The following is a 16971-nucleotide window of genomic DNA, read 5'->3' as shown; positions in this document are numbered from 1 at the left end:
AACATCCGGTAGTAGTCCGTTTTATCAAAGGTATCAATCGACCAGCCAAATCTTGAAATTGCTTGCTTTTCAGCAAAATCAAAGTCTTCTAGTCGATTTTTTAATTCCCACTCGCGTGCTTTCCAATTTACTTTTTTGGGTCTTCGGCCACCTTTTCTTTTTCCGCTTCAATTTGTTCATCGGACATACCCATTGCCCGATAGCAAACATAATTAGCTGTTGACATCGTTTCATCAAAGTCCATGTTATCAAGGGCATCTGTTTGCTTTTTTGTCAGCTTCAAGGTGTCCTTGAGATAGTTCACAGCTTGCTTGTTTGCCGCAATGCTAGTATCAAAGATTTCTGCATCGCTCTTTCCTGCAGTGTTATTCATTTCAGCGAAAGCCTTTTGCGCTAGCATCGTTTCACGAAAGACTTTATTGGTCACATTTACATTGAATTTCTTATCAAAAAGTTTTACGTAAATCTCCATTTTCGTAGTTCCTTTCTAAAAGCCGCCCTTTCGTACTGTTAATTTCTTAGGCGACAATTTTTGCGCTATTAGTGAGTACCTCCAGCTGAAACAGATGAAGCACCTTTGTAATCAGGGAACAATTCCTTGAACATCGTTTCCTCATCCTTCCAATCGGAGTCGGTCGTTGCATAAATCCGATACAGATCGTTGATATTCGGGTCATCAATGGCAGCAAAAGTCAGTTGGTCAGTTACCGGTGTCTTCTTAGAATCAGTATCCGTATCCAGCTTCTTATCGCCCATCAGGAAGTTACCGGACGGGAAGGCAAAGTAAACAGCGTCATTAGTAGTCATTGATGGTGCTTCAACGATAAAAGCACCAACTGGCTTTGTGTCGGCCATCTGCCAACCAGTGCCTTGCTTTTCCATACCAACCAGCTTAGCCAAAATTTCCATTGGCAAGTTGTTGATAGACAGTGTTGCTTGTGGGTTCAGCGGGTCAGCGTAACTGTACTGAACGATGTTGTTACCACTGATTTTTTCCAGTTTTGAACCATCAAGCCCCTTCAATTCAGAACTGGCCACACCTAAAACGTTGTGGTCTAACTCATAAATACCGTTTTGGGAAAGCCCCTTATCATCAGTTAGTAGGTTTTTACCATCTGAAGTTTTAAGAGCAATCCAGGCCTTCTTAATACCGTGAATTAACATGTATATCCTTCTTTCTGTTTAAAATAAAAAAGACCGCCTAAGCAGTCTCAATTTCAAAATAGTCAAAATAAAACGTAGCCGTTAGCTGTTGAGTGTTAGGGTCAACAGTGTGGCCACGATCATCAAGCATCACCCACCCATTTTGAATAAACAGGTGTTTTAGTTTCGTCTCAAAAGTATCGGGGTCATCGCCATCTAGCTTGTAGTAGATTTGAACCTCGACTTGCTTATCTTGTGCATGAAAGTCACTATTACCAGGAAGTGCTAAGTCAGAACGCACATCGGTGATAAGTGCCACCGAACGTGATGAATCATCAACCTCTTCAACTGGCAAATTACTCGTATATACCGCATCAAGCAGGCTATCTTTCATCCCCTGCAGTAACTTTTGCGCACGCAAAACAGCCAACATTAATCATCGCCGCCCTTCTCATCCAGCATTTTCTGATATTCGTCAGATTCTGCTTTCAAGACAGCATTTGAAACAGCGTTATCTTGAATTAGATTAGTAACGAAATGGTCGGCCGTATAGCCTTTGTACCCGTCGTTAAGTCGCATCATGTTCATGGCATGATAGTGATTATTCCAGCCCACCGTAATAGAACCATTATGGTCACCATCAACATCTGATTTCATCATGTCAATGTTATTAGCCGCGTGACCATACTTCTTATCGTTATGAGTAGAGAAGTGTTTTTCTTTAGTCACATTATGTAGCTTTTCTTTAAGCACTTGACCACCAGCAGCAGTGATACGCTCTTTTTCTTTAGGGGTTAGTTCAGTGCTAATGCTTTTGACTTGCTTAAGCCACTTTTGAAGGAATTCGTCCATCTCAATTCCGTCTGCCATCAGCACCACCCCCGCCTTTTGTGTACTTTTGCAGCGTTAATAAATCGTACGAAATATAGTTATCGCGGTTAGTTGAAATATTAGTGATTGAGTAAGTAATTCCATCAGCTAATTTGACAAGCATCGGTTCTCTAACCTTGTCGTTATGTCTAATTGCGATGATTGTTGAGTGCTCAAGTGTAGAACCGGCAGTCCCATAGCGTTGGGAAATGCTCAAATTGATTTTTGCATAGTGCAAAATGAATTCTTCGACGAATCCACTAACATTTACGCCCATTTTGTTCTGGTGACTCTTGATTGAACCAAAATGAGCCTTATGCCGCATACGATAAAGAGGATAGCGATAACTAGTCTTTGCCATTATCGTTACCCTCTTTCTTTTCTTCAAAAGTGTTACGTAAAGCGCGTAGTTGACCGATAATACTGTTCATCGTCAGGTCGACTCGATACGACTGCACATCTGATAAGGCCAATCGGTTCTGATAGTAAGTACCCGCCAGTGACATGACAGCTAAAGTAACCAACGATGACACATGATTATCAGCATAGAAGCCATTAATGTCATCGCCAATGGCATTGTGGATAAAGGCTTGAGCGGCTTTAATATATGAATCGAGTAATTGGTCGTCGCTATCATCATCAAGATAAAGCATGTCACGAACCCGAGGTACTAACGGGTCTAGTTGTTGTTCACCGCTCATTGCCACTCACCTCATTACTTACCGGCAACACCAGAAGCTTCTGTAGTAGTAGCAGGTTGGTTAGCAACGGTCTTAAATGAGGCGGCGGCCCATGCACCATCATCAATGACTTCCACATCGAACCGGTCAATGACACGAATCTTAGTCAAGTCTTGTTCAAATGCGCCGCCACCAATGTTAGTAGACAGCAATGACATGTGTTCACGGTCAAACAGGGTAATACCTTGCTTCAAGTCACCAAAGTAAAGTGGGTGAGCACCAGAGATGTCAGGCAACCACTTATCAGCTACCACAGTAATAGTCTTACCGTCTAAGCGGTATGTGTCTGGTTGAGTAACGTCACGTTGAAGCATGTAACGGCCTTCGGCGTCCTTAACCTTAGAAAGGATATTGTAACCAGATTGGTTAGTAACGAAGCTAGACGAAGCCATAATGGCAGGGTCAAGGGTGTTATTTTCTAAGTCCTTAATGTCGTCAAACTTAGTAATGGTTGGCTTCTTAGCTGGCTTACCCATTGCGTCAATAATCTTAAGGTTACGAGTAACAGCAACCTTACGAGCAATCCAAGTTGACAACCATGCCATAATGTTTTCCACGGTGTCCTTAAGCAGACTGTTAGTAACAGTAGTGATACCAGCGTAACGGTGGATAGCGTACTTGATAAGAGTCAATTCTGGGTCGTCGTTGTCACCAATCTTGGCGGATTCATCGTCTAAGTCAGCCAATGGGGTAATATTAGACAGCTTTTCATAGTTCCGTGAACCAGAAGTAGTCGTAACAGATTCAACGTTAACCAAGTTTTGCAGAGTTGCGAATTGACGAACCAATGTCCGAATAGTGTATTGGATATCTTCTGGAATAGTCAGGCCACCGTTACCTTGACCTTCCTTAGTAGAGGTAACCATGTCCTTAAATTCCCGTACAAATTGGTCCTTAATATCAATTTCCTTCTTGTTTAAAGGCTTCTTATCCTTCTTATCCATGTTCTTAACTTCCAAGGCACGTGCTTCGTCAAGTTGGTCCTTGATAGCGTCACGTTGTGCAACGGCGTTATCACGTTGTTCCTTTAACTTTGCGAATTCGTCCTTAGCGAAATTGTCGTCTAAAACGGCAGTGTTTAACTTTGCGTTTAAATCAGACACCTTTTGACCGGCACTAATCCAAGCATCGTTTAATTGATTTACATTCATAGGTTTTAATCCTTCTTTCCAAATAAAATAGCCAGTTTCTGGTCACGCAGACTAGGAGTTGGCTTTTCTTCTTTATTTACAGGCGTTTCCACCTTGTTTTTCGGCTTGGCACTACGTACTTTAGCCAAAGTATTTTTAATCTTATTAATTGCATCACTGCTTAAAACCGGTGCTGAAACAGCGTTGATAACCTGTGCTGGTTGCTGAGAACCAACAGAAACATTGTCGGCAAATCCCTTGTCAACTGCATCTTGGGCAGTCATCCAGGTCTCGTTAGACATCAGTTGCAAAATGTCATCACGGCTCATTCCAGTCTTAGCTTCATAGGCGTTTACGATTGATTGGTCGGTAACGTCAAGCATCTTTGAATCGTGTGCAAAATCATCGGCGTTACCAACTGAAACCGTTGAAGCCTTATGAATCATCATTTGACTAGTTGGTGACATGTTAACTTCGTCGCCGGCCATTGCGATAACACTAGCGGCACTGGCGGCTAAGCCTTGAATGTTAACCACAATCTTGCCAGAGTAGCTCTTTAGCATGCTGTAAATTTCAGAAGCAGCAAAAACAGAACCACCGCCACTGGCAATATCAACTTCAACATCACCGTCGGCGTTGTCCAGTGCGTTTTCGACCTGGTTAGGACTAACACAGTCATATCCCAGCCAGTCGTAAATCTCAGCATCGTCGTTAGATACAACGGCGCCCTTGACCTTAATCTTGTTCATCGTTATCACCTCCTTCCGTTGGTTTATCCCTAGTAGAGATAGGCTTAGGCGGTTCACTTGCCTTAGGCATATCAGCCGGGAAGTAATCCGCTTCTTTGAGTAACCACGAAGCCTGGTTAGCGGCAATTGTTCCATTTTTGCGTAAATTAGAAACAGCAGTTGCATAATTATCGCCTAACGGGTCAACAGACGGACGCAAGTCGAGTTTAATGTTTGCGTTTAGCTTGTTATTAAGCTCTCCCGTGACTGCCTTAGCATACCGGGATAATGACTTAACGTAAGCATTGCCCATCATCTGAATTGATGATTGCTGGTCACCTTGACCGTTGATAATACTGTCAGATACGCCGTAAACCTTCGCGATTTGTGCCCCTGTCCAGTTAACCTGGTTAAGCAGTTGAGCGACGTTAGATTTAATCTCTAGCGGTGTGTATTCTTCCAAATCATCAAGCACGATTGGCCCATTCTTAGATTCAGACGTTTGCTTCATGAATTTCCGCGAACGAGACGCCTTGTCTTCGTCGCTGAGCAATCCTCCGTGCTTAATCGATAAAATACCTGGGGCAACGATAGAACGCCCCAGAGCGCTTAATGTGAGCTTATTTGACTGGTCTTTAATTTGTAGTTCATTGGTCAGTGCATAGAGCGGACTCATACCAGTCTTCCCACCGTTCTGACTAAGTAAGCGGATATGAATCATGTCAGACTGCGGGATTGCTTCCATAACGCCAACCTCAGGCTCGTCAAAAGTGACGTTGTAAATCAGTCCAGAACCGTCCTCTAACAAAAAAGGAGTAACTTGCGAAGGTCGCAGGTACTCCCATGTCATGTCTGTTCCGTTTTGATTACGCCACCGGTAAGCAAACGCCTCACCACCCAGCAGTAGCTGTGCAAACATCGATTGCCAAAAAGCATGCGCATTACTCGTCTGTGTAGGATTATTAAGAATTCCTTGGGCGCGTGGTGCGTCCGCCTTTAGCTTTCCGTTTGCTAGGTCTGCACTCAATTGAAAAATAATCGAGTAAATATCCGAATTCTTTAACGCCGTTCGAGCGTCGATATACTTATCGTTATCGTCCGGGTTGAGAAAGTGCAGAATATCAGTATCATCCGCAATCGTTAGTCCCGGGCTAACCTTCTGATTAAATAACGGCAATTACATTCACCTCCTTTCATTGGAGTGTGGACGCAATCCGCTCTACTAGAAAACCAAGTACGACAAGGCTAACAGCAACGCTAAAAATACCAGCTGTGAAGCTAAGAAGGAAAAAGCCCCACACTGCAAAGATAATCGCAGCTAGGAAGCAGATAACGTCAAAGTATTTCCAGATAAATTTAAAAATGTTAGTTATCAAGTAAACCACTATCCTCGCTTTCAAACCATTTCTTAACCTGTTCAGCCGTCATGCGGTCGACTTGCTGGCTCTTATCGTTAGCAATCCCAAAGTCCTCGAAGTGATACATACCTTGATAGAGCGCGTCAATAATTGCATCGACCACATCAATCTTTAGAGTTGCCTTTGCCTTGTCGACCTGAATACCAATCTTATCCTCGTAGATTTCAGCGTTAATCAGAGCCTTTTCCATAATCTTGTCGTCCAGACGACTACAGTTACCCTCAACGAAGATCTTTTGAAGGAACTTTGTTGGATCTTTCAGCTCACTGGTTCGCTGACGGATTGCTTCCAAAGGAAAATCGGTGTTGATGTCCATTTGCTTAATCGCATTCGTAGCACCCCAAGCATCATAGCCAAAGAAGATCACGTGCAGATTGTTTTCTTCGACGTAGCTTAGCAGCCAGTTATATACCTGGTCGTCATTGATTAAGCCTTGTGGGTGACTGGTAATCGTGCAGAAGCCCTTTTTAGCTAACTGCCGGTAGTCAATCCCATCTTGCTTTTCCTTAGCCTGGATAGAACCGGCCTTTTCCCACGGGATAAAGCTATGCTGCTCAATGTGCCATTTCTGCCGACCATCGCCGTCCTGGTAGGGATAAACAAAAGCAATCGCCGTATTATCGCTAAACATCGAGTAGTCAAAGCCAATATAAACGTCCCGGCCTCGAATATCGAAGCTAGGAACGATAGCCCGTTCAATGTCGGATAGCTTTAAATAGCTATTAGTAGCTTCCTGTAACCAAAGATTGAGGTTCTTATTTTGAAAGTCGTCAACTGTACCAGCAAGCATATCGGAGTCCCGTTTATCTTGTAGCCCCTGCATTAGCACTTCTCTTTGACTCTCAAGCCCCAAAAGCGGATTGCTTTTTATCCAGGTGTCCGGTTTAAATGTTTCGTCCAAACTATCCTGGCTCCAAATTAGCCCCAGATAAGTATCACCATCACGGTCACTATCTTTTTCCATTAGTTCTTCAATCATCTTTTCGTCCTCATGATATGGAACCGATGGGTCTGGATAAGCGGTTGAGATTTGAATGAACTGACGGTTTTTTACCTTAACCTGACCAGAAATGATTTTACTAATTTTCTCACGGCTCGTGACTTCACCAATTTCATCAAAAATGGCGGTTGTAAAGTGAAATGAGCCTAGCTAGTCATATTGACCAGATTCATGAGATATGGCACGCAATATATTGTTAGTTTTCTTTTCAATAATCTGGTCATTTTGTAGGCGCAGGTCTGTTTCTTTTGCCAGCTGCTTAAATGGCCCAATTGAAGACACTTGCCGCATCATTGATTTGATATAGCCAAAAATCTTGTTGGTTTGCTTAAAGTTGATTGATGTAACTAGGTAATCTTGATTAGATAGCCCCATAGATTCAATCAAATATGAATAGCACATCAAAATAGCCATCAAAAATGTTTTCCCTTGCCCACGAGAAATTGAAACAATTGCGCGGCTAAATCTTTTACCGCCTTCATTGTTACGCCAACCAATTAGTTGAGAAAAAATGAACTCCTGCCAATCCATTAATTTAGCTGGCTCACCGGTATCAACATCGGGGCAAACACTAGCAAATTTTAATAGCTTATTAGCTTCATCAATTGAGTAATGATAAGGAAAGTCTACCGTGTCCTGCCTCGTGAGGTCTTGTAAATGGCGAAAACAAGCAAGCTTGATTAAATAACCTGTCTTTATTTTGCCATCAAGGACATCAAAGCAATATTGTGTCCCAGTATCAGTATATTGTTTGCGAATCTCTGAATAGTCAATGCTGTGATATACGCCAAGTACATCGTGCGATTGAGTAAGGTCAATATTCATAGCATCACCCCCTTTCAATAAAAAAGCAGGTTATTACAAAACCTGCTCCAAAACGCTATTAACATTTTCAGTATATTTATTTCCAACCAACTTATAAACTTGTGCTTTGAATTCCTTATCAGTCTTTTTACGCACAGTGCAGCACTCCTTAAGAAAAGAATTTCTTCATTGCGCTCATTGTATCATCTTTTTTCTTGTGGCTAGCAATACTCATCAGTTCCTGCCGACTCTTAGGCGATAGTCCAAGCTGAATACCGACTGAATTGAGCTGATTGAGTGCATCTTTCATCGTGGCCACCGCCGGGTTCTTCCTAAAGCCTGCGAAGTCCTTACCAACGATTTTTCCGGTCGAATCTTGTAATGAAGTAAAGATCTTAGCCTGGATACCGTTATCTTGAATATCCTGGTAAGCATTCCGGTAGATTTCATAGTTGGCACAGTATTGTTCGACTAAACCAACATCGATTCGTTCAACCCGTCCGGTTGATTCTAAAAAGGGCACGATTTTGCGCCAACAGGCACTAGCTAGAGTCCCTAAATAATGCGGCGGTGTAGCTGGTAAATGCCCGTCGTTCTGCTGATAATAGACCTTTTTAGCCATCAAATGCCCTCCTTTCAAGTCAGACTACCCCCCCGGGGTAAAATTTTGAAAAATGTTGCCCGCGTGCACGACGTCGACTCTGTGTGCCGCTCTTCTCTGGTCTATACCACCGGGGGGGATAAATTATTTTTCTCGCATCAAAATTGATATCCGGTGGATGTCGTGTATTTCCGGGGCTTCTTTCTTTTTCATGCCTTGGCCGGTACCGTAGTAGTCTTGTTCCCACTGTGTCTTAAGCCTGTGGCATTCTCGACAGATTGTTGCAAGGTTGTCTTTGCTTGCCATTATCGAACTGTCATAAGCAATCGGTACAATGTGGTCAACCGTTTTGCTGTTTGGTGTTAGCTTGCCACATGCCTTGCAGTATTGACAAAGGTAATGGTCACGGTCTAACACTGATTGCCTTAGGTCAACCCATTGCTTACTACGATAGAACTTATACTGATCACTACGTTCTTCACTACGATTACGAGTGACGACATTGTAATGGTGATTGTAGTGCTGCTCATGATGTTGATACTGCTCAGCATGCTTACGTGCCCATCGCTGCCGATTAGCTAGGTACTCTGCTTCATGCTCAAAGTGTTTAGCACAGTAGTGATTAGGATACTTAACCATTGCATGACAACCAGGCTGTCTACATCTTCGATACCTAGGCATCAGTAGTCACCGCTTTGCATGATAGCTACCACCAGTGCTACTACAAAGAACAGCAGCCAGATACCTAAGTAGATTAATGCTGGCAAGAACACTAGCCACCAGCTCCATGTAACGATGCCCACCAACTTAGCAGCCACAAATAGGGCCGTTAGTATAATCGCTAACCATTGCATGTGCATTACCTCCATAATAAAAGATGATTAGTTATTATCTAAGTTAAGCTTTGTACTCTGAAGTCTTTTAATTGTCTCAATATCGTGATCATGAAAAGCTTGCATCAGTTGAACATCAATTATGTTTATTTCCATAACATTACACACCCTTTTTATGTACTTTAAAAGCCGACAAGTGTTGACCTGTCGACTTTTTCTTTTGTTTCATATGTCTTTCAGCACGGCACAACATCTGATACTCCTGCCAGCTTGATACCAGGCCAAAGCGTTTAGTATATTTCATCAGCGTTCACTCCACGTTTTGTAGATGAAGTAACAAATAACCATCAAGAAGATGAATAGAATAATCTTAGCAATCATATGTATTACCTCCGCTAACCGTTAATGGCTTATACTCCAACAGCCCTTCTGGTACGTGTCGCTTGTAATGATCATATCTACGAATTTTCCGCCATTGTGGGCGAGGGTGAACACACCAAAAATGACCAGGCAATTGGCGATACTGTTTTAATAGAATTCGTTTGCATGTCATATGTATTCCTCCAAACAAAAAAGCCAGCGCTAGGCTGACTTCAATTAATGATTATCTACTTTCTCGTTATTGCTTCTCTAACAATCCTACCTAAATCAGTTAACTGTTCAACTGTAATTTTCCTTGATGGATTGGACATCATAGTACCATATACTAATTTAGCTAATCCATTTGTATCTAAATCAATAATGGCCATTTGCATATCATCAACTGGTATTGAACTAAATTGCTTAGCTTCTACAAAAGATTTAGCAATTGGCCGACTATTGTCCCCTTGAACATAGCCGTTATTTATTTCTAAAACCTTTACTCCTTTTACCAAAGGCCATTCATCAGCCCTTCTTAAAAGAATTAACGCCTGAGGGGAACACTTATCAATCAAGTTTAGAATTGTTTTGTTTCTTGAAAATGCCTTTTCTAAGTTATCTTCCTTTGCAAGATTACTTAAATAATCGGACAGTATATCAAGCATATCGCCGTCTACTGGAGCTTCTGAAAGTAAGTTAACTATTTTCAAATATAACGTCAGTCCATATGGATTAGTAATCAAATCAACAAGGCTGTTCAACATTTTTTCATGGTTATCTGACTTTTGCAAACATTCACCAATTAAACGCATTTTTTTAGCATCATCTAGCTTATCTCTTAATTGCTCACCTGTATTTACAAAGTCATATACTAGATCGAACCATTTACCATTCAATACATCCGAAACTAAAGATTTACCTTTATTTTTAGCTGTTACTGCCACGGCTTTTTTGACATCCTCCTTTCCTATCTTTTTAGAATTAATTCTCTGCTTTAATGTCTTATTTTCAGCAATTAGCATATACTCAGGATGCTCCATTATTGCTTTAAGTTCTTCTTTTTTATCCATATATATCACCCAAAACAATAATACAAAAAGCCTAGTCAAATAACTAGGCTTGGGTGATATTTCGGCCAGTGTGCTAAAAATGTAAAGTAGGTGCTTTTCAGCTCCTTTATATATATTTTCTGGCCTTATGTGGAAACGAGGACTCGAACCTCGATAGCCTGAACCGCTCAAGACAGGAGCCATGACCGTCTTTCCACGAAATGCCGGCGCTTGACTACGAAATAAGACGAGGGGCATTTTCACCTCGCTTTAAGATTTTGCGCCAGCTATGTATCTGATACTTGCTACTACGATGCATTTTGTCACTAAATCACCGAATATAAATTGGAATTGATTGGTTGAACTTTCATTTTATTATACTTAATTATCTATTAGCATTTCTAAAGGAGAGAGTAGCAAGTACCAAAGCCGAAGTATAGGACTTGCACCTATGATGCCGGCTGACCCGGTTCGGCTGCGTATAGCGAGATCTGAGTTGACTGTGTAAATATACTTAAGACGTCTCACTTACACGTAAGAGCCCTTTAACGCCTTGCTCAGGTCGTGTATTTAGTAATCGTGAGTTCAATTAAATTATCGAACAATATCATATTAACCCCCTATTTCGCCTAAAACCGGTCAAATACCGGCAAAAAGCGGACAAAAACCGGACAACTTCACTTTTGAATGCGGACAGCATCGTCCGGACACATCAAAGCACCTTCCCATAGTGCTTGCTCTTGCTTACGCCGAAATGTCCTGTCGTCTAGGTATTCGTTGTAGTGATCGTTGATGTACATCATCGTCTTAGCAGCTGACCAGCCCTTGATAAAGCGATGCAGTAAGATGTCGCCTAAGATCTCCTCCTCTTCGCCCACACTCATCAAAACCGTGCAGCACTTGACTCGTGTCTTGTACTCATAGTCAGCACTAGCAAAGCCAACGAACTTTCCGTCCGGGTCATGTGGTGTACCGTCATTCGGTTGTCCGTCCATACTAGGTGACTTAATACCTGGGAAACGCTGTAGAGCTTTAAGCTTCCACTTTTTCCATTCCTTTAGATACCCCTTAAAAGCTTCGGTCGTTTTTTCTCGATCAAGATTACCAAATACACTGTCTACCAACGCTTCTCGCTCCCTTGTGGTATAATTAATTTGTTATTATTTTTACCTCAAGGGCGCTCCATTGTGAGCGCTTTTTTGTTGCTTCACACAACCATAAAAACTAAATGCAAAATAAAGTTTATTAGCCATGCTATAAATGCACTGGCAACTCCAATAAGCATTACTGCCCACAGCGTAACTATCGTTATAATCATGATTTTCTCAAACATGATTCGCCCCCAAACTTAAATACCTTGGTTCAATTTCAACCGGGCCATAACGATTACTGAGTGACCGCCGCTGTACTATTGCAACATCACCTGTCGTGCTCTGCTTGCAGTAAATGATGTCGTAGCAGTCACCCATGTAATAGACCGGTTGTTTGTTTTCCATAGCATTAATGGCTTCTTCAATCGTCATTGTTTTTTCTCCTCGTTTAATGGACGCCCGCACCAAGGACAAAACTTCACATCAACAAAGAGAGAATCCTCACCTTCAGCATCTAAATACTGATTAACTGGGTCAAAGTAAAGATCGATATAGTCGCCAGCGTCTAACACTTGTCCTAAAGCCAATTCACCGTTATACCAAGCCTCAATACCGTTAATCTTGCTTCCAGGGTGACAGTACGGACAGTTCTTTTGTTTTTCGGTTAACATAGGGCCGCTCCCAACTAATTCTTGTACAGTTGTGTCACATAGTTTGGCAATTTTCTTTAAGCGTTGTTTATTAGGAACATTTTTCCCTTTTTCCCAGTTATTAACGGTTCCGCTTCTACCACGACCCGGTTTATTATCTATACGCTCTATAAATTCTTCCATGGTTAGGCCTAGTTTTAACCGGCAGTTTTTAATTCTCTTTCCTAGTTTTGCTTTGTTCATTGCTTCCACCTCTTAGGTTTTCTAGCCTTCTTGGGCCACCATTGTGACCATTCATAACAAGTATGGTCACGTTGAATCATCATCAATTTAGCCCGTTCAATTTGACGTTTTCTAGTTCGCTTAATCTTTAAATGTGCCGGTGGCCCAGGAAAATTTAGTGGCCTAAGTGAACCCGGAACATTTCTCAAGCAAATGTAATATTGCATGTTATATTTATTTCTTAAATCCATATCCTACTAATTCCTCGTCAATGGTCTTCAATCGTCGTTTGCCTGTTCAACAACGTTTACAACATGATTCATGTTTATCATTGCTTGGCTTGTAATCATGAATTGTTCAAAATGATTTTTCTTAAACGAATCCATGAATTTTTTCAAAGTGCAATCGTGTAAGACAGCGGTTTGACCATTATCCATATAGATTATTACTTTCTTTTTCACGTCCCTAGATTTCTCCTTAGCTTTGACAGCAACCTTAGCAATCAACGTACCAGCTTTCGACAGTTCTGCATCTTCGAACCATAAATGATAGTCGGTAAGATATAGTGATTCAGCCCGTGTAATAGCAGCAATATTTTTTATATCGAAATTGTTTTTATTGCCGTCAAGGAAAATCAGTATCATTCCCTTTGGTAGTTTCCTACCGTAATGCTTTTCCCATAGATACCTATGATAAGGTCTCCAACGTTCCGCAGTTTTTCCTTTGTTAGAAACCTTAATCATCGTGTAGCCACAACTGTTTTTTCTGAAGCTGCCAATCGGAGCCGCTTTAAATCCTGCGCTTCTTTTCATGAAGCCCAATCATTGATGGAATTGTAGAGTTAAATCCGTTAAACCCGTCCTTGATGTTTGACGCCTTTAATTGAGTGTCAGCAATTTTGACAATCACCTCGCCCGTCTTTGCCATTGCTTCTGACCGGGTAATTTCCATTGCTAACTTATCTGGCTCAATGTCGTCGTCATCTAACCGCATTAACTCGTTAAACAGTACATTTTTTAAATCATTCAAATTATTACTTGCCATATTTTTTCTCCTTCTAAAATCCAATCGTGTCGTGAATGTCGTACTCAACGTTCTTATGCACGTCATAGTAGGCGTATTTAACGTGCCCGTTTTTATAGGTCTTTACGTTACCGTGCACATCTCTTTTAGCGTGTGCCTTTTGAATCTTCGCATTCGAGTAATCAAATAGTTTCGTTTTGAAGTCGTTCTTTCGAGGGACAACCACTTCAACCGGTACACCATAACGCCGGGCAAAAATTGCAAAGCGTAATTTTGCCGAATCGTCTACTGCACGATTATCCAGCGACGTCTTAACGTCATAGACGTGTGCTACCTCTTCACCGTCGTAGACAACAAAGTCTGGTCGGTAGCCATGTGCTTTCATGTCATAACCACCAACCAAACACTTATCTAGTAGCGGATAAGACGGGTGGACTTTATACCTATGTCCGCAGTCCTTGATAAACCTTTGATAGAACTGTGCTTCTTTCTGTGAATCAAAGGTGTACCCGTCCAACTTTACTTTCTTTCCAAAATGTTCCACGTCATTCCCTCATATCTTCTAGCCCGTCAAAGATGATTTGATTAGCTGCCTTGTGTGGCATTAACCGGCTAATCATCTTGGGACTGTAAATGTTTTGTAGCTCCTGAATGTTGTTGTTTGTCGTCACGATGGTACTCTTTAGTGTACGATTGTTCTGAATGTCAAAGCGGGCATTGGCGACGTGCTCTAATTCAGACATAACGTCACGTCTAACAGCCCTCTCAGAGCGCACACCGCCTTCCGTACCGAAGTCATCGATAACTAATATATCTACCTCTTTCATTGCCTTAGAGACACTCTCTAGACGTTTTTTAATATCTGGGTAGTCGTATCGTTCACTGTACATAGTTGTGTACTCTGCGCTTGATACAAACAGCGTGCTTTTGCCATGTTCTTTTAGAGTGCTTAGCATTGCTAAAGCTAGCGACGTCTTCCCTACTCCGGGGCCACCAACCATAACAACCTTCATTGGTTTCTCTAGCATTTGCTTAGCCAACATGAACGCCTGATTGCCAACGTCTTTTGCTTTCTGGACGTTTGCTTGCAGCTCTGGTTTCCACCGTGAGAATTCAAACGACACCTTCTGCCCACCGTCATATAGTGATAGTGAGTTGTAGTAGTCATTCTTATTCTGCTTAGCAGACTTAACCCACGTTTGATAAATACCCTGCCTATAATCTTTAACGTTATCGGTTAGGTTAGGGTCGTCTACGTTAGCTCCATTACGCTTAGCAAGCTCACGTACCTGTTTCATATTGATAAAGGAACCAATAGCTTCCATATCTATCACTCCCTATTAAAACCAGCGAACCAATCCTTTCCTTGGTGAGTAGGTTGCTGACTGTTGATTTGTTTTTCGTTTAGATAAGAATCAAACTTCGTTCCGAACAGTGTCTCTGGTCTAAGATATTTAGACATTTTAGAATCACTGCCCCAATCGTTGACCTTGTTATTAATAACGGTTTTAAAGTCTTCTACTGTGTAGCCTTCGTTAACCCGTGCATTGATAACTGTCTTATTTTTAGAAGCGTTTGATTTATAGCTAGTTCCTAGCTTCTGATTGAGATACTCAATGACTTCTTTACGAATGTGGGAGGTGTTGTCAGGCCCTGCCTGACTATTACTTCTTTTGATGTTATCTTTCTTTGATGTTATCTTCTCTTGATGGTATCTTTGTGTGCCGTTTTCCTGTGTAGGATTTTCCTGTGTGTGATTTCCCAACATAGGTTTCTCGTGCAAAATCCACTTGGAAGAACTTACTTGGCCCGCGTTGTTCCTGACACGTTTTCTATCTAAATATCCATATTGTTCAAGCTCGTTTAAACCGGAGCGCAATGAATCTCTGCCGTCTTTAGCGTGTCGGGATACTTCAACTTCACTAAACTCCCATTCGTCCGCCTGTGACCATAAGTAGGCAAAAATTCCTCGTGCCTTCCAAGATAGTCGACTGTCACGAACTAGTTGCTGGTCAAGTATCGTTACATGGTTTGATTTGTCACGCCTAATCTTTACCATAGTGCACTTCCTTTATGTCCTAGAAACTACTTAAAAGCTTGCCCGCCATTATTTAAGTCATAGTTAAATTCGCTAATTGCTCTTCCAGTTAAATGAGTCTTAAAAGCCTTTTTTCTTTCTGATTTTGGGATACATTTGAGCAAATCAAATATCTCTCGTAAAGATACCGTTTGACGTGAAATGTTTCTGTTGCGCGCAAATGAACCTCCGGCGCCAAAGCAACCTTTATCCACTCTGTATTGCCAATTCATCTCATGAGGGTTAACAGGAAGAAAACCAGCAATCAGCATCGCACCTTTGAACTGACCGTTATAGGTGTAAAAACCATATGGTTCGTTTTCAAAGACATGTTTCATTCCATAAGACGATCGACTTTTTAAGACGCGGTCAGACGGAACAAATGCTGCAAGACAATAATTAACAAGTGCTTCCTGTTCTTTATCTGATAACTCTAGAAACTTGATAGGTGAATTAGAATTAATATTTTCTTTGAAGTCACAATCAACTACATCGTACATGCTTAGTAAAAATTTTCTGTTTTCAATAATTTTCTTTGTTTCATTCATAGTTTCCTTGTACTCCTATTCTTTTAAGCGTTGCTGCATCAACTTTGATTCCAATATTCGTTAAATGGTGTATCTGGCAAAACTTGGTTGTACCTACTTGGTGAATCTCGTTGTGGTGCTTCCTGCATAAAGCAACCAGTCTAGACTTCGTATGGTCCATATAGCGACGGTTTCGGCCCATTCCAACGTTATTACCCGCAACGTCTTCTAAGTGGTGTATGTCTGCGTGACGGCCACAGATAAGGCAATCACGGTGCTTGATACATTCGTATTGAAAGACGTTCTCGTCTTTAGGCAGTAGCAAGTAAGCCTCATTAATAGGTACATCAAACTCAAATACATATCTGATTACGTCGTCGAGAAGTACAGTAGCGTCCGTTACCGTACTTTGAGTATCATTTGCTAGACTAATTTCCTTACCAGCAGTTTTTACCGTGTATCGTGTGTAGAAGTATTCTTTCAACCACTTAACCGGAACACCTGACCACTTGCTAATATCACCAAGCAAGGCAAAGAAGAGTGCCCGTTGTTTGGGGCGAGCCTTACGAGGGTCAGTAAACTCTACTTGCACCGGGGCACCATTACTTTTGCCATCATTGAGCGTGCGTACCCTGTCAAAGTTGGGTTCCTCGTCTAAGAGAATCACCCAGCGTCCGTCTTGGTAGTATGCTTTACCGGGTAACA

The 16971-nt window shown here is 41.7% G+C and carries 25 protein-coding genes and 1 pseudogene; all 26 read right to left on the bottom strand.

Annotated features, from left to right (window positions below):
* Positions 1–127: 127 nt before the first annotated feature.
* The 26 genes and pseudogenes from QOS01_RS00455 to QOS01_RS00330 all read right to left on the bottom strand — a co-directional run bounded on the left by QOS01_RS00455 (position 128) and on the right by QOS01_RS00330 (position 16933).
* A complete protein-coding gene (locus tag QOS01_RS00455; protein WP_283620606.1) occupies positions 128–472 on the bottom strand; it encodes a phage tail tube assembly chaperone in 345 nt (114 codons plus the stop codon).
* Between the two features lie 68 nt (positions 473–540).
* Positions 541–1164, bottom strand: a complete 624-nt coding sequence (locus QOS01_RS00450; RefSeq protein WP_283620605.1) for a phage tail protein — start codon at positions 1162–1164, stop codon at positions 541–543.
* Positions 1165–1201: 37 nt separating this feature from the next.
* Positions 1202–1576, bottom strand: a complete 375-nt coding sequence (locus tag QOS01_RS00445) for a DUF806 family protein (protein WP_283620604.1) — start codon at positions 1574–1576, stop codon at positions 1202–1204.
* Positions 1576–2013 carry a hypothetical protein gene (locus QOS01_RS00440; RefSeq protein WP_283620603.1) on the bottom strand — a complete coding sequence of 146 codons (438 nt, stop codon included), beginning with the start codon at positions 2011–2013 and terminating at the stop codon, positions 1576–1578. The genes QOS01_RS00445 and QOS01_RS00440 overlap by 1 nt, the downstream gene beginning before the upstream one ends.
* Positions 1997–2374, bottom strand: coding sequence for a phage head closure protein (locus tag QOS01_RS00435; protein WP_283620602.1), 378 nt, complete (start codon positions 2372–2374; stop codon positions 1997–1999). Before QOS01_RS00435 ends, QOS01_RS00440 begins: the two co-directional genes overlap by 17 nt.
* The gene (locus QOS01_RS00430; protein ID WP_283620601.1) at positions 2361–2714 is read right to left on the bottom strand and encodes a head-tail connector protein; all 354 of its coding nucleotides are present in this window, start codon (positions 2712–2714) and stop codon (positions 2361–2363) included. The genes QOS01_RS00435 and QOS01_RS00430 overlap by 14 nt, the downstream gene beginning before the upstream one ends.
* 14 nt (positions 2715–2728) lie before the next feature.
* Positions 2729–3904 carry a phage major capsid protein gene (locus tag QOS01_RS00425; protein WP_283620600.1) on the bottom strand — a complete coding sequence of 392 codons (1176 nt, stop codon included), beginning with the start codon at positions 3902–3904 and terminating at the stop codon, positions 2729–2731.
* Between the two features lie 5 nt (positions 3905–3909).
* Complete coding sequence (locus QOS01_RS00420) at positions 3910–4632, bottom strand: head maturation protease, ClpP-related (protein ID WP_456298552.1); 723 nt, start codon at positions 4630–4632, stop codon at positions 3910–3912.
* On the bottom strand, positions 4619–5788 hold the full coding sequence (locus tag QOS01_RS00415; RefSeq protein WP_283620598.1) for a phage portal protein: 1170 nt from the start codon (positions 5786–5788) through the stop codon (positions 4619–4621). The genes QOS01_RS00420 and QOS01_RS00415 overlap by 14 nt, the downstream gene beginning before the upstream one ends.
* A gap of 16 nt (positions 5789–5804) precedes the next feature.
* Positions 5805–5996: a DUF1056 family protein gene (locus QOS01_RS00410; protein WP_283620597.1), complete on the bottom strand. Its 192-nt coding sequence runs from the start codon at positions 5994–5996 to the stop codon at positions 5805–5807.
* Positions 5977–7854, bottom strand: a pseudogene (locus tag QOS01_RS00405) (terminase large subunit). The gene QOS01_RS00410 and the pseudogene QOS01_RS00405 overlap by 20 nt, the downstream one beginning before the upstream one ends.
* A gap of 148 nt (positions 7855–8002) precedes the next feature.
* Positions 8003–8455 (bottom strand): phage terminase small subunit P27 family, encoded by a 453-nt coding sequence (locus QOS01_RS00400; RefSeq protein ID WP_283620596.1) that lies wholly within the window; start codon positions 8453–8455, stop codon positions 8003–8005.
* Positions 8456–8578: 123 nt separating this feature from the next.
* The gene (locus QOS01_RS00395) at positions 8579–9115 is read right to left on the bottom strand and encodes an HNH endonuclease (RefSeq protein ID WP_283620595.1); all 537 of its coding nucleotides are present in this window, start codon (positions 9113–9115) and stop codon (positions 8579–8581) included.
* Positions 9115–9288: a hypothetical protein gene (locus QOS01_RS00390; RefSeq protein WP_283620594.1), complete on the bottom strand. Its 174-nt coding sequence runs from the start codon at positions 9286–9288 to the stop codon at positions 9115–9117. The genes QOS01_RS00395 and QOS01_RS00390 overlap by 1 nt, the downstream gene beginning before the upstream one ends.
* Before the next feature lie 139 nt (positions 9289–9427).
* Entirely contained in the window at positions 9428–9571 is a 144-nt protein-coding gene (locus tag QOS01_RS00385) for a hypothetical protein (RefSeq protein WP_283620593.1), read from the bottom strand.
* A gap of 304 nt (positions 9572–9875) precedes the next feature.
* Positions 9876–10697, bottom strand: a complete 822-nt coding sequence (locus tag QOS01_RS00380; protein ID WP_283620592.1) for a hypothetical protein — start codon at positions 10695–10697, stop codon at positions 9876–9878.
* Between the two features lie 656 nt (positions 10698–11353).
* Entirely contained in the window at positions 11354–11671 is a 318-nt protein-coding gene (locus QOS01_RS00375; protein WP_283620591.1) for a hypothetical protein, read from the bottom strand.
* 330 nt (positions 11672–12001) lie between these two features.
* Positions 12002–12199: a hypothetical protein gene (locus QOS01_RS00370; protein ID WP_283620590.1), complete on the bottom strand. Its 198-nt coding sequence runs from the start codon at positions 12197–12199 to the stop codon at positions 12002–12004.
* Positions 12196–12660 carry a helix-turn-helix domain-containing protein gene (locus QOS01_RS00365; protein WP_283620589.1) on the bottom strand — a complete coding sequence of 155 codons (465 nt, stop codon included), beginning with the start codon at positions 12658–12660 and terminating at the stop codon, positions 12196–12198. The genes QOS01_RS00370 and QOS01_RS00365 overlap by 4 nt, the downstream gene beginning before the upstream one ends.
* A 257-nt stretch (positions 12661–12917) precedes the next feature.
* The gene (locus QOS01_RS00360) at positions 12918–13451 is read right to left on the bottom strand and encodes an HNH endonuclease signature motif containing protein (protein WP_283620588.1); all 534 of its coding nucleotides are present in this window, start codon (positions 13449–13451) and stop codon (positions 12918–12920) included.
* Positions 13429–13683 (bottom strand): hypothetical protein, encoded by a 255-nt coding sequence (locus QOS01_RS00355; RefSeq protein WP_283620587.1) that lies wholly within the window; start codon positions 13681–13683, stop codon positions 13429–13431. Before QOS01_RS00355 ends, QOS01_RS00360 begins: the two co-directional genes overlap by 23 nt.
* Positions 13684–13696: 13 nt before the next feature.
* The gene (locus QOS01_RS00350) at positions 13697–14206 is read right to left on the bottom strand and encodes a DUF1064 domain-containing protein (RefSeq protein WP_283620586.1); all 510 of its coding nucleotides are present in this window, start codon (positions 14204–14206) and stop codon (positions 13697–13699) included.
* A gap of 1 nt (position 14207) precedes the next feature.
* Complete coding sequence (locus QOS01_RS00345) at positions 14208–14987, bottom strand: ATP-binding protein (RefSeq protein WP_283620585.1); 780 nt, start codon at positions 14985–14987, stop codon at positions 14208–14210.
* A gap of 5 nt (positions 14988–14992) precedes the next feature.
* The gene (locus QOS01_RS00340) at positions 14993–15721 is read right to left on the bottom strand and encodes a conserved phage C-terminal domain-containing protein (protein ID WP_283620584.1); all 729 of its coding nucleotides are present in this window, start codon (positions 15719–15721) and stop codon (positions 14993–14995) included.
* Positions 15722–15747: 26 nt separating this feature from the next.
* The gene (locus QOS01_RS00335) at positions 15748–16287 is read right to left on the bottom strand and encodes a hypothetical protein (RefSeq protein ID WP_283620583.1); all 540 of its coding nucleotides are present in this window, start codon (positions 16285–16287) and stop codon (positions 15748–15750) included.
* The gene (locus tag QOS01_RS00330) at positions 16280–16933 is read right to left on the bottom strand and encodes a putative HNHc nuclease (RefSeq protein WP_283620582.1); all 654 of its coding nucleotides are present in this window, start codon (positions 16931–16933) and stop codon (positions 16280–16282) included. Before QOS01_RS00330 ends, QOS01_RS00335 begins: the two co-directional genes overlap by 8 nt.
* Positions 16934–16971 lie beyond the last annotated feature (38 nt).

Source organism: Limosilactobacillus avium, from assembly GCF_947381485.1.
GTDB lineage: Bacteria > Bacillota > Bacilli > Lactobacillales > Lactobacillaceae > Limosilactobacillus > Limosilactobacillus avium.
This window is presented reverse-complemented; position numbering and strand designations above follow the sequence as displayed.